The organism is Streptomyces sp. EDA2-14 (genome assembly GCF_054963755.1).
In genome coordinates this window covers 15,848-35,460 of the sequence record NZ_JBUEGE010000002.1, presented here as the reverse complement: position 1 = coordinate 35,460, position 19,613 = coordinate 15,848, and the positions used below count along the sequence as shown (strand labels likewise).

At 70.6% G+C, this 19,613-nt stretch carries 18 protein-coding genes; 13 read left to right on the top strand and 5 right to left on the bottom strand.

Going from position 1 to position 19,613, the window contains the following annotated elements; genetic code table 11:
- The first annotated feature begins 15 nt into the window (after positions 1–15).
- The 11 genes from ACY34M_RS06395 (at position 16) to pstB (ending at position 12,976) form a co-directional block, all read left to right on the top strand.
- On the top strand, positions 16–426 hold the full coding sequence (locus tag ACY34M_RS06395; RefSeq protein WP_462716561.1) for a GntR family transcriptional regulator: 411 nt from the start codon (positions 16–18) through the stop codon (positions 424–426).
- Entirely contained in the window at positions 423–1,319 is an 897-nt protein-coding gene (locus tag ACY34M_RS06390; protein WP_462716562.1) for an ABC transporter ATP-binding protein, read from the top strand. The genes ACY34M_RS06395 and ACY34M_RS06390 overlap by 4 nt, the downstream gene beginning before the upstream one ends.
- Positions 1,316–2,320 carry a hypothetical protein gene (locus ACY34M_RS06385; RefSeq protein ID WP_462716563.1) on the top strand — a complete coding sequence of 335 codons (1,005 nt, stop codon included), beginning with the start codon at positions 1,316–1,318 and terminating at the stop codon, positions 2,318–2,320. The genes ACY34M_RS06390 and ACY34M_RS06385 overlap by 4 nt, the downstream gene beginning before the upstream one ends.
- The gene (locus tag ACY34M_RS06380; RefSeq protein WP_462716564.1) at positions 2,317–3,261 is read left to right on the top strand and encodes an ABC transporter permease; all 945 of its coding nucleotides are present in this window, start codon (positions 2,317–2,319) and stop codon (positions 3,259–3,261) included. Before ACY34M_RS06385 ends, ACY34M_RS06380 begins: the two co-directional genes overlap by 4 nt.
- 1,454 nt (positions 3,262–4,715) lie before the next feature.
- Positions 4,716–7,133 (top strand): RNA degradosome polyphosphate kinase, encoded by a 2,418-nt coding sequence (locus ACY34M_RS06375; protein ID WP_462716565.1) that lies wholly within the window; start codon positions 4,716–4,718, stop codon positions 7,131–7,133.
- Positions 7,114–8,151: a CHAD domain-containing protein gene (locus ACY34M_RS06370; protein ID WP_462716566.1), complete on the top strand. Its 1,038-nt coding sequence runs from the start codon at positions 7,114–7,116 to the stop codon at positions 8,149–8,151. The genes ACY34M_RS06375 and ACY34M_RS06370 overlap by 20 nt, the downstream gene beginning before the upstream one ends.
- Positions 8,148–8,588 carry an NUDIX hydrolase gene (locus tag ACY34M_RS06365; RefSeq protein ID WP_462716567.1) on the top strand — a complete coding sequence of 147 codons (441 nt, stop codon included), beginning with the start codon at positions 8,148–8,150 and terminating at the stop codon, positions 8,586–8,588. Before ACY34M_RS06370 ends, ACY34M_RS06365 begins: the two co-directional genes overlap by 4 nt.
- Before the next feature lie 224 nt (positions 8,589–8,812).
- Complete coding sequence (pstS, locus tag ACY34M_RS06360; RefSeq protein ID WP_462716568.1) at positions 8,813–9,943, top strand: phosphate ABC transporter substrate-binding protein PstS; 1,131 nt, start codon at positions 8,813–8,815, stop codon at positions 9,941–9,943.
- A 120-nt stretch (positions 9,944–10,063) separates the two neighbouring features.
- The gene (gene pstC / locus ACY34M_RS06355) at positions 10,064–11,074 is read left to right on the top strand and encodes a phosphate ABC transporter permease subunit PstC (RefSeq protein WP_462716569.1); all 1,011 of its coding nucleotides are present in this window, start codon (positions 10,064–10,066) and stop codon (positions 11,072–11,074) included.
- The gene (gene pstA, locus ACY34M_RS06350) at positions 11,071–12,153 is read left to right on the top strand and encodes a phosphate ABC transporter permease PstA (protein WP_462716570.1); all 1,083 of its coding nucleotides are present in this window, start codon (positions 11,071–11,073) and stop codon (positions 12,151–12,153) included. Before pstC ends, pstA begins: the two co-directional genes overlap by 4 nt.
- 46 nt (positions 12,154–12,199) lie before the next feature.
- The gene (gene pstB / locus ACY34M_RS06345; protein ID WP_462716571.1) at positions 12,200–12,976 is read left to right on the top strand and encodes a phosphate ABC transporter ATP-binding protein PstB; all 777 of its coding nucleotides are present in this window, start codon (positions 12,200–12,202) and stop codon (positions 12,974–12,976) included.
- 204 nt (positions 12,977–13,180) lie between these two features.
- Here the strand turns inward: pstB and ACY34M_RS06340 are convergent, their stop codons facing one another.
- Positions 13,181–14,179: an anion permease gene (locus ACY34M_RS06340; RefSeq protein WP_462716572.1), complete on the bottom strand. Its 999-nt coding sequence runs from the start codon at positions 14,177–14,179 to the stop codon at positions 13,181–13,183.
- A 9-nt stretch (positions 14,180–14,188) separates the two neighbouring features.
- On the bottom strand, positions 14,189–14,809 hold the full coding sequence (locus ACY34M_RS06335) for a DUF47 domain-containing protein (protein ID WP_306321513.1): 621 nt from the start codon (positions 14,807–14,809) through the stop codon (positions 14,189–14,191).
- A gap of 207 nt (positions 14,810–15,016) precedes the next feature.
- Between ACY34M_RS06335 and ACY34M_RS06330 the strand changes: the two genes are divergently transcribed.
- The gene (locus tag ACY34M_RS06330; protein ID WP_462716573.1) at positions 15,017–15,376 is read left to right on the top strand and encodes a metal-sensitive transcriptional regulator; all 360 of its coding nucleotides are present in this window, start codon (positions 15,017–15,019) and stop codon (positions 15,374–15,376) included.
- A 96-nt stretch (positions 15,377–15,472) separates the two neighbouring features.
- On the opposite strand, the gene ACY34M_RS06325 is transcribed toward ACY34M_RS06330, so the two are convergent.
- Positions 15,473–15,661 (bottom strand): hypothetical protein, encoded by a 189-nt coding sequence (locus ACY34M_RS06325; protein ID WP_462716574.1) that lies wholly within the window; start codon positions 15,659–15,661, stop codon positions 15,473–15,475.
- Positions 15,662–15,810: 149 nt separating this feature from the next.
- Positions 15,811–16,659: an SCO4651 family lipoprotein gene (locus ACY34M_RS06320; protein ID WP_462716630.1), complete on the bottom strand. Its 849-nt coding sequence runs from the start codon at positions 16,657–16,659 to the stop codon at positions 15,811–15,813.
- A 353-nt stretch (positions 16,660–17,012) separates the two neighbouring features.
- Here ACY34M_RS06320 and ACY34M_RS06315 point away from each other — a divergent pair, with 353 nt between their 5' ends.
- Positions 17,013–18,599 carry an FAD-binding oxidoreductase gene (locus ACY34M_RS06315; protein WP_462716575.1) on the top strand — a complete coding sequence of 529 codons (1,587 nt, stop codon included), beginning with the start codon at positions 17,013–17,015 and terminating at the stop codon, positions 18,597–18,599.
- A 124-nt stretch (positions 18,600–18,723) separates the two neighbouring features.
- Here ACY34M_RS06315 and ACY34M_RS06310 read toward each other — a convergent pair whose 3' ends face one another.
- Positions 18,724–19,449: a phosphatase PAP2 family protein gene (locus tag ACY34M_RS06310; protein ID WP_462716576.1), complete on the bottom strand. Its 726-nt coding sequence runs from the start codon at positions 19,447–19,449 to the stop codon at positions 18,724–18,726.
- Positions 19,450–19,613 lie beyond the last annotated feature (164 nt).

The window sequence follows — 19,613 nt, the reverse complement described above, 5'->3', positions numbered from 1 at the left end:
GAAAGGGGGTACGCCGTGGCACACGAACCGGTCATCGAATTCCGCATCGACCGCCACACAGGCGTCGCCACCTACCTCCAGATCGTCCACCAGACCGAGCACGCGCTGCGGCTCGGTCTGCTCGAGCCGGGCGACAAGCTGCCCACCGCGCGCGAGGTCGTCGAGGCGACGGCGATCAATCCGAACACCGTGCTGAAGGCCTACCGCGAGCTGGAGCGCTCCGGACTCGTCGAGGCCCGGCGAGGGCTCGGCACGTTCGTCCGCGCGACGCTCGGCTCCGGCTCCGCCGACTCCCCGCTGAGGGCGGAGCTCGACGACTGGACGCACCGGGCGAAGGAGTCCGGCCTCGACCGCGAGGACGTGGCGGCACTGTTCGGCAGCGCCCTGGAGGCGCATTTCGGCACCAAACCCAAGGGGACTTCATGACCACGGCCATCGAGGCCAACGGCCTCGTCAAGCGCTACGGCCGGCGCGCCGCCGCAGCCCTGGACGACTGCTCGTTCCGACTGCCCGCGGGCCGGATCAGCGCACTCGTCGGGCCCAACGGGGCGGGCAAGTCGACGCTGCTGACCATCGCGGCCGGCCTTGCGCGGCCCACCTCGGGGAGCATCTCCGTACTGGGCGCGGCCCCCGGCGCACACCGCGCCAAGGTCTCCTACCTCTCCCAGAGCAAGCCCCTGTACCCGCAGCTGTCCGTCGCGGACACCCTGCGGATGGGCGCCGCGCTCAACCCGGAGCGCTGGGACGCCGGCTACGCGTCGAAGATCGTCGAGCAGGGCGCACTCGACCCGAAGACGAAGGTCCGCACGCTCTCCGGCGGCCAGCGCACCCGCGTCGCGCTCGCCCTCGCCCTCGGCAAGCGCCCCGAGCTGATGCTGCTCGACGAGCCGATGGCCGACCTCGACCCGCTGGCCCGGCACGAGCTGATGGGCACGCTGATGGCGGACGCGGCCGAGCACGGCACGACCGTCCTGATGTCCTCGCACATCGTGACCGAGCTGGCCGACGCCTGCGACCACCTGCTGCTGCTCGGCGCAGGCCGGATCCGGCTCGGCGGCGGCATCGACGACCTGCTCGGCGCGCACAGCCTGGTCACCGGCCGCGGCGACCTGTCGGGCCACACCGTGGTCGAGGAGCGCGCCTCCGGCCGCGGGGTCACGGCCCTGATCCGCCGGGACGGACCGGTCGGCGAGGGCTGGCAGGTCCAGGAGCCCTCCCTGGAGGAGCTGCTCCTGGCCCACCTCCGCTCCCCCGAAGCCCCGCCGCTGCTCACGCCGAGCACCACGGCGGCCCCGCACCGCACGGAGGTGACCGCATGAGCGCCGCGACCCTCGACAAGGAGAACGGGACGGCCACCGTGCGCCGCACCAAGCCCGGCTCCGACGGCCTGGTCTGGACGGTCCTGCGCCTGCACCGCAGTGCGATGTGGGTCTGGACCGGCTACGTGGCGATCAGCCTCGGCCTGCTCCTGTGGCTGTGGGGACCCGGCTCCTCCGACGTCCAAGAGGCGTTCGACAAGTTCGGCTACAGCGGAGCACAGAACAACGCGTGGCAGGGGCTCAGAAGTTTCCTGCTGTCCGTCGGCACCGACTTCGACTCCGTCTTCTACCACCCGCTGACGCTCACCCGGATCGCCGCGTGCGTCATCGCCGTCTTCGCCGCGGGCCCGCTGATCGCCCGCGAACTGGAGCAGGGCACCGCCCAGTTGGCCTGGACGCAGTCCGTGTCCCCGGCCCGCTGGCTGGCCGCGAAGCTGACCGTGCCCGCACTGCTCGTCACCGTCGGCACGACGCTCGTCGTGCTCCTCTACCGCCTGGTGTGGGACGGCCGGAACCATCTGCTCGTCGCCGGCATCGGACCGCGCGACTTCGACTTCTCCGTGGGCCCCGCGACGGTGGCGAACGCGCTGCTCGGCCTGGCCGTCGGCGTACTGGCCGCCCTGGTGCTGCGCCGCACGCTGCCCGCGGCGGTCGTCTCCGGTGTCGCGCTGTACCTGGTCGGCGCGTTCCGCGGCAACTCCTGGCCGTTCCAGGGCAGTTACCAGCAGCCGGAGATCCCCGTGCACAGCAAGGCGATCACGTCCACGGGGGCGGAGATCCGCGACCCCGGCTGCATGACGCAGCGCTGCCTCGACCAGCACGACATCACCGGCTTCACCCGCCACTACCTCCCCTCGCCCGACTACTGGCCGCGCCAGCTCGCCGAGACCGGCATCATGCTCGGCCTGGCCGCGCTGGCCGTCGTCGCCGCGTTCCTCGTCCTGCGCCGGTTCCAGCCGGAGCCGCCGGCCGCCGCGCCCGCGAAGGAGGTCGCCGTATGAGCGCCGCCACCACGTTCCCCTCGGGCCTGACCGGCACGGTCCTGCGCCTGCACCGCATCGCCACCTGGCTCTGGATCGCCTACGTCGCCGTGACCGCCGCGCTGCTCCTGTGGCTGTGGGGACCCGGCACGGCCGGGCTCGACATCACCGGGCACTGCGACCCCGCCGTGGCGAACGGCTGCGTCGCGAAGGGCGCGACCGCGGACTCGTACCACTACGTCCTCACCCTCACCGACATGCTGATCGCGCTGGTACCCGTGATCGCCGCGGTGTTCGCGGGCGGGCTGCTCATCGGGCGTGAACTGGGGCGGGGCACGGCCCAGTTGATGTGGACGCAGTCCGTGTCCCCCGTCCGCTGGCTCGCCATGAAGCTGGCCGTGCCCGCGACCTTCCTCGTCGTCGGCACGACCGTCCTGGTGCTCCTGCGCCGCCTCGTCGCCTCCGCGGCCCCCGGCCTCTCGGGCAACCGCTGGCACGACGGGACGCAGATCTACGACGCCCTCGGCCCGACGGCCGTGGTCACGCCGCTGCTCGGCCTTGCCATCGGCGCGGCGGTGGCGCTCCTGACGCGGCGGACGCTGCCCGGGGCGACCTACTCCCTGATCGCCACGGCCGTCGTGATCGGCGTGCTCGACTCGGTCCGGGACCTGCTGTGGCCCGGGGTGACGGTGACGGGGGACGTCCGGGAGGGCTACCCGTACTTCGCGGGGTCCATGACCTCCGAAGGCGCGGTCACCGGCTCCGGGGCGCATGTCTCCGACCCCATGTGCGTGGACGACCGCGCCTGCCTGACCTCGCACAACATCACGGGCTTCTACCGGGAGGGCCACCCCCCGTCCCACTTCTGGCCCCTCCAGCTCGTCGAAACGACCGTCACCCTGACCCTGACCGCAGCCGCCACAGCCACCGCCTTCCACCTCCTCCACCGCCGCACGCGATAGCCCTGCGGGGGGCCGGAGCCGGGGGCCCAGGCCGGGAGCCGGGGTCGGGGTCCGGAGTGAGGCCCACTGGGTGGGTCGGCGGGCGTGGTGGGCATGCCTACCGAGCCTGCCCCGAGCCCCTTCCGCCCCATCACGTTTCCCCTCGCCCGGCCGCATGACATTTCCCTCGCCCCATCGCCCCCCTCGGGGGGCGTCGGTTAGACGGGGTGCCGCCAGGCTTTGAACAGTCCGGTACCGATCCAACCGAGCCGTGGATGATCGGCTGCCCGGCCCGGCGCCTCGCCCAATACGGCAAACGCCGCCGCACCGGGCGACCCATCACGAGAACGGCTCCCACGGAGACGCCCCGCGCCGGTTAACCGCCCCACCAGGCCCGGGACCCCACCCAAGCCGTCCGACGCTCCCCGCGACTGCCCAGCCGCCTTCCTCCCTCCCCCGCGCCCCTCGCCCACCCACCCGCCCCCTCCGGGGGCGTCGGTCAGACGGCGTGCCGCCAGGCCTGGGCAGCCCGGTACCGCCCGAACCGCACCATCCGCCTTCCGGCCTCCCGCTTCCGGCTTCCGGCTTCCCGCTTCCGGCTTCCGGCTTCCGGCTTCCGGCTTCCGGCTTCCGGCTTCCGGAGCGATGCAACGGACATCCAGCGCCGACCACGGCAAGAACCCCGACGCCGCAACCCGATCACGCCGATCCCCGATCCACCCACCCCTGCCCCCGCGGGGCCGAGCCCCCGGAGGGGGCGGGCGGGAGGGAGAAGGGCAAGGAACGGGGCCGACACAGGCACAGCCGAGCCCAGCCTCCGGCGCCGCGCGCCAAAGACGACCGCCGCGAACCCCGGATAAGGCCCCGGAGCCCGGCGCAGCACTACGCAAAGGACCGGCGCCGAGCCCGGCACCACCCCAGAACCCCGGCGCCGCGCACCGGTCGCGCCGAACCCCGATCCACCCACCCCTGCCCCCGCGGGGCCAAGCCCCCGGAGGGGGCGGGCGGGAGGGAGAAGGGCGAGGAACGGGGCCGACACCGGCACAGCCGAGCCCGGCGACCGGCGCCGCGCGCCACGGGCAACCACCGCGAACCCCCGGTTCAGCCCCCGGCCCCCGGCCCCCGGCGCAGCGCCACACAAAGCACCCGCACCGAGCCCGGCACCACCCCAGAACCCCGGCGCCGCGCAGCGCAGACGACCACCTCGAACCCCGGTTCAGCCCCCGGCCCCGACGCCGCGCGCCACAGACGACCACCACGAACCCCGGCGCAGACCCCGCCCCCCCGGCGCAGCGATACGCGGACGACCGGCGCAGGATGAACCCCGGTGCCGCGTATCGACGACGGCGGGGCACCGCCCCGGCCCCCCGGTCCCGCGCAACAGACCCCCCAAACCCCCGGCGGGCCTCGCTGACATAGCCCGTACGTCATGTCGCCGTAACCGTCGATTCAGACGGACTTGCGACGCTCACGGAATGCAGCCCCCCGCCCCCGAACCCGCCGAGCCCACCCGTCGCGCAAGCCTCGCGCTCGCGCCCGCGCTCTCCGACACCGTCGGCGCGCCCCGGTCGGCATCCACGCGGAAGAATGGGGCCATGAGCCAGCCGAACGCCGCACAGGACCAGACGACCGACGCTGCTCCGGCCCCCTCGGCCGCACAGCCCCAGCCGTCCGTGGGATCGCTCGCCGCGCACCGGCCGCACCCCGTGGCGGGCGGCGAGTACGATCTCGCCGCCGCGAAGCTCGCCGGGATCGTAGCCGACATCGACGCGGATCCGGACGACTACGCGGAGGAGTACGCGCCACGGGAGGGCGCCGAGCTGCCCCAGGGCCGCTTCCTGGACCGGGAGCGCAGCTGGCTCGCGTTCAACGAGCGGGTCCTGGAGCTGGCCGAGGACCCGAACACCCCGCTCCTTGAGCGCGCGAACTTCCTGGCGATCTTCGCCTCGAACCTGGACGAGTTCTTCATGGTCCGGGTGGCGGGCCTGAAGCGCCGTATCGCGACGGGCGTCGCCACCCGTTCGGCCTCAGGGCTGCAGCCCCGCGAGGTGCTGGAGCTGATCTGGAACCGCTCGCGCGAGCTCATGGCCCGGCACGCCGCCTGCTACCAGGACGAGGTCGCCCCGGCCCTGGCCGACGAGGGCATCCACGTCGTGCGGTGGAACGAGCTGACGGAGAAGGAGCAGGCCCGGCTCTACACGCTGTTCATGCAGCAGATCTTCCCGGTCCTGACCCCGCTGGCCGTCGACCCCGCGCACCCGTTCCCGTACATCTCGGGGCTCTCCCTCAACCTCGCCGTCGTCGTGTCGAACCCGGTCTCCGGCCACCGCCACTTCGCCCGCGTCAAGGTCCCGCCGCTGCTCTCCCGCTTCCTGGAGGCCTCGCCGCAGCGCTACGTCCCGATCGAGGACGTCATCGCCGCGCCCCGGCACCTGGGCGAGCTGTTCCCCGGCATGAAGGTCGAGGAGCACCACATGTTCCGCCTGACCCGGAACGAGGACCTGGAGGTGGAGGAGGACGACGCCGAGAACCTGCTCCAGGCCCTGGAGAAGGAGCTGATGCGGCGCCGCTTCGGGCCGCCGGTGCGCCTGGAGGTCGAGGAGACCATCGACTCGGAGATCCTCAGCCTCCTCGTCCGGGAGCTGAAGATCAGCGAGGCCGAGGTGTACCCGCTGCCGGGCCCCCTGGACCTCACCGGACTCTTCTCCATCGCGGGCATCGACCGGCCCGAGCTGAAGTACCCGAAGTTCGTCGCGGGCACGCACCGCGATCTGGCGGAGGTCGAGTCGGCCTCGGCGCCCGACATCTTCGCGGCGCTGAAGAGCCACGACGTCCTGCTCCACCACCCGTACGACAGCTTCTCCACCTCCGTGCAGGCCTTCCTGGAACAGGCCGCCGCCGACCCGGACGTGCTCGCCATCAAGCAGACGCTGTACCGCACCTCGGGCGACTCGCCCATCGTGGACGCGCTGATAGAGGCGGCCGAGGCCGGCAAGCAGGTGCTGGTCCTGGTCGAGATCAAGGCCCGGTTCGACGAGCAGGCCAACATCAAGTGGGCCCGCAAGCTGGAGGAGGCCGGCTGCCATGTCGTCTACGGTCTCGTCGGCCTGAAGACACACTGCAAGCTCTCGCTCGTCGTACGGCAGGAGGGCGATCAGCTCGTCCGCTACAGCCACGTCGGCACGGGCAACTACCACCCCAAGACGGCCCGACTGTACGAGGACCTGGGCCTGTTGACGGCCAATCAGGACGTCGGGGCCGACCTCTCCGACCTCTTCAACCGGCTGTCCGGCTACTCGCGGCGCGAGACGTACCGCCGCCTGCTCGTCGCCCCCAAGTCCCTTCGTACGGGCCTGATCACGCGGATCGAGAAGGAGGTCCAGCACCACCGTGCGGGCCGTCCCGCCTACGTCCGCATCAAGGTCAACTCGATGGTCGACGAGGCCGTCGTCGACGCGCTGTACCGGGCCTCGCAGGCGGGCGTCCCCGTCGACATCTGGGTGCGCGGCATCTGCGCCGTGCGCCCCGGCGTCGTGGGCCTGTCCGAGAACATCCGGGTCCGCTCGGTCCTCGGCCGCTTCCTGGAGCACTCCCGCGTCTTCGCCTTCGGCAACGGCGGCGAGCCGGAGGTCTGGATCGGCAGCGCCGACATGATGCACCGCAATCTCGACCGCCGCATCGAGGCCCTGGTCCGCGTCGAGGACCCGGCCCACCGCGCGGCGCTGAACAGACTGCTCGAAACGGGGATGTCCGACACCACCTCGTCCTGGCACCTGGGCCCGGACGGCGACTGGACCCGGCACGCGACCGACGCGGACGGCCGCCCCCTGCGCAACGTACAGGAGATGCTCATAGACGCCCGGAGGCGCCGGCGTGGCACAGCGACACCTTGAGTCCAGCGACCCGCTGAGCGGGAACGAGGTCGATGTCCTGGGGTGCTATCTCCGCTCCCGGGCCACCGAGTTCCTTCGTGCGCTGCGGCAGCACCGCGAGAGCGGCGCGGCGGGGGACACGGCGGATGCGGCCCGCGCCCTGCGCCGCGCCGCGCGCCGCATCAGCGGGACCCTGCACACCTTTCGCCCCTTGCTCGACACGGACTGGTCGGACGCGCTGCGCCCCGAACTGGCGTGGCTGTCCGGCACGTTGGCCCGAGAGCACGCCTACGCCGACCGCCTGGACCGCTTGACCTCGGCCCTGCACACCCTGACAACGCCGCCCACGTCCGACTTGGGCAATCTGCCGCCAGGGGCGGCAGGGTGGGCAAGGCGGCCCCCGGCGCCGCGCGCCGATTCAACGGCCCCGGCCCCGGAGCGGCACGCCGACACCCCGCCTCCCGCCCCCGCCAGGGAAACCCTCACCCTCGGCGCCGCAAAGGCATCGGCCCTGCTCGACCGCCAGCTCACCCTCGCGAGGACCCGCGCCCACAGCACCGCCCTCCAGGCCCTCGGCTCCGCCCGCTTCCACGCGGTCGCGGACAACGTCGCGGTGCTCGCCAGCGACGTCCCTCTCACCACCGCCGACACCGAGCTGGAGAAACTCGCCGCGGAGGCCGAGTGCCGCCTCACCGAGGCCGCCACGACCCTCCACCACACCAGCCATCCGTACAACGCGGACGCCGACGCGGCCTGGCACCACGTACGCCTCCTGCTGCGCCTGCACCGGTACGCGCGCGAGGTGGTGCCGGGCACCCCCATGGACGTACGGCTCCTCGAAGCGGCCGATGCCCTGAACGCCCACAGGGACGCCGCAGAGGCCGCCGCCGCGGCGGCCCACGCGGCCCGCACCCCGCGCATCGCGCCCACGACCGCGTACGCCCTCGGCGTGCTCCACGCCGACCAACGCCACGAGGTCGCGGCCGCCAGAATCGCGTTCGGACAGGCATGGCAACGACAGGCGGTGGGCACCCCATGACCGTGCAGCAGGACGATCCCCGCACGATCCTCGCGGCAGGCTGCGTCCTGTGGCGGCGCGCGGCAAACCGGGCCGGTGGACAGGGAATTGAGATCTGCCTGGTCCACCGCCCAAAGTACGACGACTGGTCGCATCCCAAGGGCAAGCTCAAGCGCGGCGAGGACCCGCTCGCCGGGGCCCTGCGCGAGGTCCGCGAGGAGACCGGCCACGACTGCGTGCCGGGTCCCGCGCTGCCCACCTCCCACTACGTGGTGAGCGGCCGTCCCAAGCAGGTCAGTTACTGGGCCGCGGAAGCGACCACCGGCACTTTCACGCCGAACCGCGAGGTCGACCGCATCAGCTGGCTCACCCCCACGGAGGCCCGCTCCCGCCTCACGCAGCCGAGGGACCGCCCCCTCGTCGACGCCCTGCTGGAAGCCCTGCACACAACCGGATGACCACGTACCGTAGTCGTACCGTGACCTAACCGTGCCGCCCGCTTAGGTTCACCCCGCGTTCACTCGCGTCCATCGGCCGCTTCACCTGATCTGCCTAATTTCAGCCTTACGCGGTGAGTCCCCGACACCCGGGAACGACCCGCCGCTCGACTGAAACCAACCGCAGACATCGCACGCCGCCCCAGAAAGAGAAGGCCGGCGGCTCCTGGAAGGAACATCCGAAGGTGAAGCTTCAGCGCAAGAACCGGCTCCGCGCCCTCTCCCTCGGCGCTCTCGCCGTCTCCGGCGCCCTGGCCCTCACGGCGTGCGGCTCCGACGACACCAGCAGCACGGGCGGCGGTGGCAGCAGCAGCGCCGCCAAGGCCGGCAACATCAAGTGCGACGACGCCAAGGGCCAGCTTCTCGGCATCGGCTCGTCCGCCCAGGCCAACGCCATAGACGCCTGGCGGCAGGCCTACGCGCAGGCCTGCTCCGGCGTGCAGCTCAACTACAAGCCCGACGGCTCCGGCGCCGGCGTGACCGCCTTCAACCAGGGCCAGGTCGCCTTCGCGGGCTCCGACTCGGCGCTCAAGCCCGAAGAGGTCACCGCGTCGAAGAAGGTCTGCAAGGGCGGCCAGGGCATCGACCTGCCGATGGTCGGCGGCCCGATCGCCGTCGCGTTCAACGTCTCGGGCGTCGACAACCTGACGCTTGACGCCAAGACGCTGGCCCAGATCTTCGACTCGAAGATCACCAAGTGGAACGACCCGGCGATCAAGAAGCTGAACCCGGACGCCAAGCTGCCGTCCACCAAGATCCAGGCGTTCCACCGCTCCGACGAGTCCGGCACCACGGACAACTTCACCAAGTACCTGAAGGCCGCCGCCCCGGGCGACTGGAAGTACGAGGGCGGCAAGGCCTGGCAGGCCAAGGGCGGCCAGTCCGCGCAGGGCTCCTCCGGCCTCGCCCAGCAGGTGAAGCAGACCGACGGCGCCATCACGTACGTCGAGCTCTCCTACGCCAAGGACGGCGTCAAGACCGTCGACATCGACACCGGCGCCGACCAGCCCGTCAAGGCCACCACGGAGAACGCCTCGAAGGCGATCGCCGACGCCAAGGTCGTGGGCACCGGCAAGGACCTCGCCCTGGACCTGAACTACGCGACCAAGTCGCCGGGCGCGTACCCGATCACCCTGGTCACGTACGAGATCGTCTGCGACAAGGGCAACAAGGCGGAGAGCCTGCCCGCCACCAAGTCCTTCCTGAACTACACCTCGTCCGAGGAGGGCCAGGCGGTCCTCGCCGACCTGGGCTACGCCCCGATCCCGGCCGAGATCAACAAGAAGGTCCGCGAGACCGTCGCGAGCATCAGCTGAGCCAGCGTGCGGGCCACCCACCGGTACTGATCCCGGGTGGCCCGCACCGTCCGGTGCACCGCCGCCAGAAGTCCCGCAACGCCCCCGACCGGGACGGGACTTCGCAGACCGGAGAACTCCATGGACATAACCACGCAAGCACCGGCGCCGCCACCGGCGCCCTCCGATCGCCCCTCGCCCTCCGAGCAGAAGCGCGCCGCCCGCGGCGCCACCCGCCCCGGAGACCGGGTCTTCCTCGGCCTCTCGCGCGGCTCGGGCATCCTGCTCCTGGTGATCATGGCCGCGATCGCGGTCTTCCTGACCTACCGGGCCTCGCTGGTCCTCTCGAAGAACGAGGGCAACTTCCTCACCACCTTCGAGTGGAACGCGACGGCGAGCCCGCCCGTCTTCGGCATCGCTGTCCTCGCCTTCGGCACGATCGTCACCTCGATCATCGCCATGGTGATCGCGGTCCCCGTCGCCGTCGGCATCGCGCTCTTCCTGACGCACTACGCGCCGAAGAAGCTGAGCGGCATCATCGCCTACGTCATCGACCTGCTGGCCGCCGTGCCGTCGATCGTCTACGGCCTGTGGGGCGCGCTCTTCCTCGTGCCGCACATGACCGGACTGTTCGGCTGGCTCGACCAGTACTTCGGCTGGACCGGCATCTTCGAGTGGCAGGGCGGCGCCCCGCGCACCCTGCTCACCGTCGGCATCCTGCTGGCGATCATGATCCTGCCGATCATCACCAACGTCTCCCGTGAGGTCTTCCGGCAGGCGCCCCAGATGCACCAGGAGGCGGCCCTCGCGCTCGGCGCGACCCGCTGGGAGGTCATCCGGATGTCGGTGATCCCCTTCGGCCGCTCCGGCGTCATCTCCGCCTCGATGCTGGGCCTCGGCCGCGCGCTCGGCGAGACGATGGCCGTCGCCACGGTCCTCTCCCCCGACTTCCTGATCCACACCAGCCTGCTCGACCCAGGCGGCGGCACCTTCGCGCAGAACATCGCCGCGAAGTTCTCCGAGGCCAACGACCAGGGCCGCGACGCCCTGATCGCCTCGGGTCTGGTCCTCTTCGTCATCACCCTCCTGGTGAACGGCGCGGCCCGCCTGATCATCGCCCGCCGCAAGGAGTACTCGGGGGCCAACGCATGAGCAACGCAACCGTTCCCACCCAGAAGCCGGACGCGCCGAAGCCGCCGAGCACGCTGAGCGCCGCGCGCCTGCCCCGCTGGTCGCCCTGGGCCATCGCCATCGGCTCGGTCGCCGCGGGCTGCGCCATCGGCCTGGGCGGCGGGCTCGCCAGCCGCATCCAGTGGGGCCTGATCGCGGCCCTGATCTTCGTCCTCGCCTCGTACGGCCTCGCCGCCAAGGTCGAGGGCCGGCGCCAGGCGAAGGACCGCCTCGCGACCAGCGTCGTCTGGGTCGCGTTCATCCTCGCCGTGATCCCCCTCGCGTCCCTCGTCTACGAGACGATCGCGCGCGGCATCAAGGTCCTGGACCCGTACTTCCTGACCCACTCGATGGGCTTCATCACCTCGTACCAGCCGGGCGGCGGCATCTACCACGCCATCCTCGGCACGCTGGAACAGGTCGGCATCGCCACCGTGATCTCGGTGCCGATCGGCATCCTCACGGCGATCTACCTGGTCGAGTACGGCCGCGGGAAGCTCGCCAAGGCGGTCACGTTCTTCGTCGACGTGATGACCGGCATCCCGTCCATCGTGGCGGGCCTGTTCATCCTGTCCTTCTGGATCCTGATCCTCGGCTTCGGATTCTCCGGCTTCGCCGGCTCGATGGCCCTGTCCATCCTGATGATCCCGGTCGTGGTCCGCTCCACGGAGGAGATGCTCAAGCTCGTCCCGAACGAGCTGCGCGAGGCCTCCCTCGCCCTCGGCGTCCCGAAGTGGCGCACGATCCTCAAGGTCGTCCTGCCGACGTCGATCGGCGGCATCACGACCGGTGTGATGCTGGCCATCGCCCGTATCGCCGGCGAGACCGCCCCCGTGCTGCTGCTGGTCTTCGGCAACCCGCTGATCAACGGCAACCCCTTCGAAGGCCCCCAGGCCTCGCTGCCGCTGTACATCTACCAGCAGTACGCGAGCAGCGGCGGCAGCCAGGCGGCGTACGACCGCGCCTGGGCCGCGGCCCTGGTGCTCATCGCCTTCATCATGATCCTCAACCTCGCGGCCCGCGGCGTAGCCCGCTGGAAGGCCCCGAAGGCCGGTCGCTGACGCGACCTTCCCCGCTCAGCGACGTATCGGAAGTAGTGACGTAGTTATGGCCAAGCGAATCGACGTAAGCGGACTCACCGCCTACTACAGCGCCCACAAGGCGATCGAAGACATCTCGATGACCGTCGAGCCCCGTTCGGTGACGGCCTTCATCGGCCCCTCCGGCTGCGGCAAGTCGACCTTCCTGCGCACCCTCAACCGGATGCACGAGGTCACCCCCGGCGGCCGCGTCGAGGGCAAGGTGCTCCTGGACGACGAGGACCTGTACGGATCCCACGTCGACCCGGTCGCCGTGCGCCGCACGGTCGGCATGGTGTTCCAGCGCCCCAACCCCTTCCCCACCATGTCGATCTTCGACAACGTGGCGGCGGGCCTGAAGCTCAACGGCAAGTACAAGAAGTCGGAGCTCTCCGACGTCGTCGAGAAGTCCCTCAAGGGCGCCAACCTCTGGAACGAGGTCAAGGACCGCCTGAACAAGCCCGGCTCGGGCCTCTCCGGCGGTCAGCAGCAGCGCCTGTGCATCGCCCGCGCCATCGCGGTCGAGCCGGACGTGCTGCTCATGGACGAGCCCTGCTCGGCGCTCGACCCGATCTCCACCCTCGCGATCGAGGACCTGATCGGGGAGCTGAAGGAGCGCTTCACGATCGTCATCGTGACGCACAACATGCAGCAGGCGGCCCGTGTCTCGGACCGCACCGCGTTCTTCAACCTGGCGGCGGTCGGCCAGCCCGGCAAGCTCGTCGAGATCGACGAGACGGAGCGCATCTTCTCCAACCCGTCCGTCCAGGCCACGGAGGACTACATCTCGGGCCGCTTCGGCTGACATCCGATCTCCCCGCGGTGCTGCATGGCGGTGCCACCACGGGGAACGAGAGAAGCCCCGCCTTCCGGGAGGAAGGCGGGGCTTCGATCTTTTGATCAGGGGCGCGGGGAACTGCGCAATCTTTTGGGGGTCCGGGGGCGCAGCCCCCGGGGACGGGACGGGACGGGAAGGGGCGGCGGGGGCGACTTCCACCCCCGGCGCCGCCTAACCGAACGCCAGCCAAACCACCCCGTACGCCGCGGCAGCGACAAGCGCGGCCGCCGGCATCGTGATGAACCAGCCCACGACGATGTTCTTGGCGACACCCCAGCGAACCGCGTTCACGCGCTTCGTGGCGCCCACACCCATGATCGCCGAGGTGATCACGTGAGTCGTGGAGATCGGCGCGTGGAACAGGAACGCCGAACCGAACATGATCGACGCACCGGTCGTCTCGGCCGCGAAGCCCTGCGGCGGGTCCAGCTCGATGATCTTGCGGCCGAGCGTCCGCATGATCCGCCAGCCACCCGCGTACGTACCGGCGGACAGCATCACGGCACAGACGATCTTGACCCAGACCGGAATCGGGTCCTCGAAGGACTCGTGGCCGCCGATGACGAGCGCCATGACCACGATGCCCATGGTCTTCTGCGCGTCCTGAAGACCGTGGCCGAGCGCCATTCCGGCGGCGGAGACGGTCTGCGCGATACGGAAGCCGCGCTTGGCCTTGTGCGGGTTGGAGCGCCGGAAGAGCCACATGATGAGGGTCATCACCAGGTAGCCGACGACAAGTCCGATCACGGGCGAGGTGAACATCGGGATGACGATCTTCTCCCACACCCCGGACCAGTAGACGGTGGTCCCGCCCGCGAGGGCGGCACCCACCATTCCACCGAACAGGGCGTGCGAGGAGGACGAGGGAAGCCCGAAGTACCAGGTGATGAGGTTCCAGACGATCGCGCCCGCGAGCGCGGCGAAGAGAATTCCCATCCCCTTGTCGCCGACCGGGGTCGCGATGATCCCCTCACTCACCGTCTTGGCGACACCGCTGCCGAGGAAGGCACCGGCGAGGTTCATGACGGCGGCCATGGCGAGTGCCGCACGAGGCGTCAGTGCTCTCGTGGAAACGGAAGTGGCGATGGCGTTCGCGGAATCGTGGAAACCGTTCGTATACGTGAATCCAAGCGCGACGCCGATCGTCACGATCAGGGAGAAGGTGTCCATGAGCCGGCCTCAGGACTCCTTCACGGCGATGGTCTCCACCGTGTTGGCCACGTGCTCGAAGGCGTCGGCCGCCTCTTCCAGCACATCGACGATCTGCTTGAGCTTCAGCACCTCGATGGCGTCGTACTTGCCGTTGAAGAGCTGTGCGAGCAGCTTGCGGTGGATCTGGTCGGCCTGGTTCTCCAGGCGGTTGACCTCGATCCAGTACTCGGTGAGGTTGTCCATCGTCCGCAGGTTCGGCATGGCCTCTGCGGTCAGCTCGGCCGCACGCGACAGCACCTCGATCTGCTGCTCGACACCCTTGGGGAGCTCCTCGACCTGGTACAGGACGACCAGGTCGACGGCCTCCTCCATGAAGTCCATGATGTCGTCGAGGGACGAGGCGAGGTTGTAGATGTCCTCGCGGTCGAACGGCGTGATGAACGAGGAGTTGAGCTGGTGGAAGATCGCGTGCGTAGCGTCGTCACCGGCGTGTTCGGCTGCCCGCATCCGCTCCGCGATCTCGGCCCGGGCGGAGGAATCCGCCCCGAGCAGTTCCATCAGGAGCTTCGAGCCCGTGACGATGTTGTCCGCGGACGCGGCGAACATGTCGTAGAAGCTCGTCTCCCTGGGGGTCAGACGAAAGCGCACGTGGGGTCCTCGGGGTGCTTGGATTCGGTCAGGCTGATGCTAGGCGCATCATCCGGCCACGGCTAACCGGCGTCTCCCCAGTGTCGCCCATCAGGCACAGTGATCAGCACGGGGCCCGACCAAGGCGGGACGAACCGGTCGGATCCGCTGAAAATCCGGTACCATATACCCGCAGGGGGTATAGGACACCACGGGAGGACGGACGCGATGACGACTGACGCGACGCAGACGGATCAGCCGGCTGTGCCGGAAAAGGCCGAGATCGTGACCGACCACGACCGCGGCATCCACGGTTACCACCATCAGAAGGAAGAGCACCTCAAGCGGCTGCGCCGGATCGAGGGTCAGATCCGCGGCCTGCAGCGGATGGTGGACGAGGACGTCTACTGCATCGACATACTCACGCAGGTGTCGGCCTCCACGAAGGGCCTGCAGTCCTTCGCGCTCCAGCTTCTGGAGGAGCACCTGCGGCACTGCGTCGCCGACGCCGCCCTCAAGGGCGGCGACGAGATCGACGAGAAGGTCGAGGAAGCCACGAAGGCGATCGCGCGCCTGCTGCGCACGTGAGAACCCGCACGTGAGAACCCACGCGTGACATCCCGTACCTGAGAACCCGCATACGAAAGGGTGGGGACGCCGGATCCGGCGTCCCCACCCTTCGTTCTACTCCCGGTCGTCTTCCGGGCCGCCGGGCAACGGCTCGGCGACCCTGAGCACCTCGTCGATCCGGTCCACACTGAGCCGCCCCTCGGCGACGGCGGACGCCGCGATGATCAACTCACCGCACAGCTCGATCTCGGCGAGGGCGACGTGGTCCTGCACCGCCGTACCACCCACGGGAGCCACGTTCATCACCTCTTCCTGCCGCGTGACCAACAGCCGATGGCCGCAAGGGCCGACTTCCTAGAGTAGGGACCGGCTCACGCCCCGCGCATGGCACGGAAGAACCATTTCCGGCCCCCGACAGGCCTAGGGTCTGTCGGCGGAACGGGCGGTGGACCTCACGGTCCGGGCTCGGCGACCTTCCCCGCGTAGATGTCCTTCTTGGCCGGAAGTCCCACCTTCACCGGCTTGCCGAACTCGCGGTACAGGGTCGTCGAGGTGACGTCGACATCCTGCTTCGGCTGCCCGTTGGCGAAGCTGAAGCGGTGCACGACCTTCTGGATCAGGCCACCGTCGTCGAGGTAGACGTCGAACGGCACCCGCTCCTTGCGGAACCCTTTCGCCGCCGCGGCGAGCGCCCCTTTGTGCACCTTGGACGCGGCCTTCGCGGCGGCGCGCAGCTCCACGATCCCCTTGAAGTGCGTGGTGGGCACGCCCGCGATGTCGGTCTCGCCCCGCTCCGTCACATCCCGCGCCCCGCGCAGCAGTTCGGCCGCCGCGAGCGGATCGGTGGCGCCGCCGGTGACCAGGTTCCCGTCCGTCAGCCCCGCCACGTCGACGCGCACCCACTTGTCGGCGGGGACGCCCGCGCCCCGGTTCTTCATGTACAGGGCTCCCGGCGCGAGGAGTTCGGTGATCGGGTCGTGCTCCTCGTCGCCCGCCGCGTCCTGCGGAAGCCGCACCCGGAGCCTGCCGAGGCCCTCGCGGTAGTCGTAGACGCCCTCGCCATGGATGGTGACGCGGGTCCCGCCGCTGGCCATCTCCATCGACGTACGCGCCTGTGACGTGCCCTCGCGGACCAGGCGGTCGGCCGCCCCGCGCACGGTCTGCGTCGGATCCGCGTTCCGCTCCCCGCCCTCGGCGCCCGCGGCGCACCCGCCGACACCCGCCACCACCGAGGCCACCGCGACGGCAGCCACCGCCGCCCGTGCCGAAGCGGACGCGCTCCCGTGCTGCTGCGCCACCATCGCTGGTCCGACCCCCAAGCCTGTCCGTGCGTGTGCGGCCACCCCTGTCGTCGGGGTTAACGACGAGTAGGGTCGAGCGTCACGCGAACGGGGGGTTTACATGGGGCCGCTACCGTGGCCGCGTGGCACAACAGCAGCATTCGCACACGATCACCGTCGTGGAACAGGGACGTTTCTGTCTGGCCCGCTGCAGCTGCGGCTGGCGGGGGCCGGCCAGAAGAGCGCGCAGCAAGGCCCGTTCGGACGCCGATGACCACCTCGGATCGGCGGGACCGGCCGCCTGACGGAACCCGTGGCTCCCGTACGACGTCTCGTACCTCGGGAAGCGACAGGTGGCCGAAGGGGACAACGGCATGGAACGGCGCACGTTCATCACGGCTTCGGCCGCGACCATCACGGCGGGCGGCGTGCTGAGCGCCTGCTCCGGTTCGGGCTCCGCGAGCGGACACTCCTCGGCGTCCCCCTCCGCCACGTCCTCGACCCCGCTCCGCTCCACGAGCGCGAGCGCGTCCGGCACGGTGCGGGCGGCGGCGAACCTCGACGGGCTCGCCAAGGACCTCGACGGCTCCCTCATACGCCCCGGAGAGTCGTCCTGGGCGGCCGCCCGCCAGCTCTACAACACCCGCTACGACTCCCTGAAGCCGAGCGCCGTCGCGTACGCCGCGGGGCCCGACGACATACGGACGGCCCTCGCGTACGCCCGCGCGCACAAGGTCCGGCTCGCCATACGCAACGGCGGCCACTCGTACGCGGGCTGGTCCTCCGGCAACGGCCGACTGATACTCGACGTCTCCCGGATGAAGACCGTCCGCGCGTCGGGATCCGAGGCGGTGGTCGGCGCTGGCGCGAAACTCATCGACGTCTACCGCTCGCTGGCCGCCAAGGGCGTGACGATACCGGCGGGCTCCTGCCCCACGGTCGGCGTCTCCGGCCTCACGCTCGGCGGCGGCCACGGCGTCGTCTCCCGGGCCTACGGACTCACCTGCGACAGCCTCACGCAGGCCACCGTCATCACGGCCGACGGCAGGGAACTGACCGCGAACGCGACGTCGGAGAAGGACCTCTTCTGGGCGCTGCGAGGCGCGGGCAACGGCCAGTTCGGTGTCGTGACGGAGCTCCGCTTCAAGACCCACCCCGCGCCGCAGGCCGTCTCCGCGTACATGAGCTGGCCCTGGTCGAAGGCGGCGACGGTGCTCAAGGCCTGGCAGAAGTGGGGCCCCGACCAGGCCGACGAGATCTGGTCCTCGCTGCACATCGCGGGCGCGCGGGGCGGCAACCCGACGGTCTCGGTCTCGGCGTTCTCCCTCGGCACGTACACCGAACTCCAGAACGCGGTCGACAAACTCGCCGACGGCGCCGGCGGCCCCGGCCCGGCGACCTCGGTCTCCCTCAAGCGCCGCTCGTACGAGGAGTCGATGGAGGTGTACGCGGGCTGCTCGTCCTTCGCGGACGACGCCCAGTGCCACCTCCCCGGCGCGACGCCCGGCCGCGACTCGGCGGGCGCGTTGCAGCGCGAGACGTACGCGGCCGCCTCCGACTTCTTCGACCACGACCTGTCCGACGCGGGGGTGCGCACGCTCCTGAAGCAGCTGGAGAACGTCACGTCCGGCGCCGGCTCCGTGGCGCTCACGGCGCTCGGCGGCGCGATCAACCGCGTCGACCCGACGGCGACGGCGTTCGTGCACCGCAGCTCCCGGATGCTCGCGCAGTACATCGTGTCGTGGCAGCCGAACACGTCCGGCTCCGCGGCCCGCGACTGGCTCTCCTCGGCCCACGCCTCCATGCGCCCGTACGCCTCGGGATCGGCCTACCAGAACTACACGGACGCCACCCTGAAGAACTGGAAGCAGGCGTACTACGGCCCTGCGGCGACCCGCCTGACCAAGGTGAAGCGCACGTACGACCCGACGGGCTTCTTCACGTTCCCGCAGGCCCTGTAAGGCCGCCGTTGCCCTGGGCAATCTGCCGCCTTGGGCGGCAGGGTGGGCAAGGCGGCCCCCGGTGCCGCGCGCCGCTACGGACGACCCCGGGCACGGCGCCCCACGCCGCAGGCCCCGCGGAGCGCTACGCCGCCAAGTCGCGTTCCTCCGGGGACTCCGCCGAGTCGCGGGACTCGGGGAACTCCACCGCGGAGGCCACCGCCCCCGGCGCCCACACGAGCCGCGAAACCCACCCGGACGCCCGCCCGATCGCCCGCGCCAGCGGAGTGAGCAGCGCGGAGGCCAGCGGCGAGAGCAGCAGCGCGACAGCCGTACCGAGCGCGAACCCGCCCACGACGTCCGTCGGGTAGTGCACCCCCATGAAGACCCGGCAGAACCCTTCGAGCACGGCGAGCCCTATGGCGGCGAGCCCGAGCTTGCGGTGCGCGATGAAGAGCCCCGCCCCGATGGCCATCGCCAGCGTCGCGTGATCGCTGACGAACGAGAAGTCCGTCTTCCCCTTGATCAGGACGTTGAGCCCCTCGTGGTCCATGAAGGGCCGGGGCCGCTCGACGAAGGACCGGATCGGCACGTTCACGAGCACGGCGAGAGCGGCGGCCAGCGGCGCCCACACGACGGCGGCCACGGCGGACGCGGCGTCATCGAGCGCCCCGCGCTTCCTGGCACCCCACCAGCACCACAGCACGAGCAGCACGAGGGCGATCAGGATCCCGTACTCCCCGACGAACTTCATGGTCCGGTCGAACCAGTGGGGAGCGTCGGCGCCGAGGCCGTTGATGTCGTAGAGCAGCGTGACGTCGGGGTTGGATCCGGATGTCGCGGGCGCATCGAGTGCCACGAGTCCAGCCATAGTTCAGCGGCCCCTTCGTCTTCAGCCACCCCCGTGGTTGTTTTCGGTTCAGATAGAGGAACGCACAGTCCGTCCTCCTACGTTCCGCAATCCACCGAACGATCACGCAGACGTTATCGAAGAGAGATACAAACCCGCAGCTCAGGGCCAGTGAATAACAGAGA

What these genes read in the sequence shown, in the direction of transcription:
- ACY34M_RS06390 (WP_462716562.1), top strand. Translation starts at nt 423, where the DNA reads ATGACCACGGCCATCGAGGCCAACGGCCTCGTCAAGCGCTACGGCCGG.
- ACY34M_RS06385 (WP_462716563.1), top strand. Translation starts at nt 1,316, where the DNA reads ATGAGCGCCGCGACCCTCGACAAGGAGAACGGGACGGCCACCGTGCGC.
- ACY34M_RS06380 (WP_462716564.1), top strand. Translation starts at nt 2,317, where the DNA reads ATGAGCGCCGCCACCACGTTCCCCTCGGGCCTGACCGGCACGGTCCTG.
- ACY34M_RS06375 (WP_462716565.1), top strand. Translation starts at nt 4,716, where the DNA reads ATGCAGCCCCCCGCCCCCGAACCCGCCGAGCCCACCCGTCGCGCAAGC.
- ACY34M_RS06365 (WP_462716567.1), top strand. Translation starts at nt 8,148, where the DNA reads ATGACCGTGCAGCAGGACGATCCCCGCACGATCCTCGCGGCAGGCTGC.
- pstC (WP_462716569.1), top strand. Translation starts at nt 10,064, where the DNA reads ATGGACATAACCACGCAAGCACCGGCGCCGCCACCGGCGCCCTCCGAT.
- pstA (WP_462716570.1), top strand. Translation starts at nt 11,071, where the DNA reads ATGAGCAACGCAACCGTTCCCACCCAGAAGCCGGACGCGCCGAAGCCG.
- pstB (WP_462716571.1), top strand. Translation starts at nt 12,200, where the DNA reads ATGGCCAAGCGAATCGACGTAAGCGGACTCACCGCCTACTACAGCGCC.
- ACY34M_RS06340 (WP_462716572.1), bottom strand. Translation starts at nt 14,179, where the DNA reads ATGGACACCTTCTCCCTGATCGTGACGATCGGCGTCGCGCTTGGATTC.
- ACY34M_RS06330 (WP_462716573.1), top strand. Translation starts at nt 15,017, where the DNA reads ATGACGACTGACGCGACGCAGACGGATCAGCCGGCTGTGCCGGAAAAG.
- ACY34M_RS06325 (WP_462716574.1), bottom strand. Translation starts at nt 15,661, where the DNA reads ATGAACGTGGCTCCCGTGGGTGGTACGGCGGTGCAGGACCACGTCGCC.
- ACY34M_RS06320 (WP_462716630.1), bottom strand. Translation starts at nt 16,659, where the DNA reads ATGGTGGCGCAGCAGCACGGGAGCGCGTCCGCTTCGGCACGGGCGGCG.
- ACY34M_RS06315 (WP_462716575.1), top strand. Translation starts at nt 17,013, where the DNA reads ATGGAACGGCGCACGTTCATCACGGCTTCGGCCGCGACCATCACGGCG.
- ACY34M_RS06310 (WP_462716576.1), bottom strand. Translation starts at nt 19,449, where the DNA reads ATGGCTGGACTCGTGGCACTCGATGCGCCCGCGACATCCGGATCCAAC.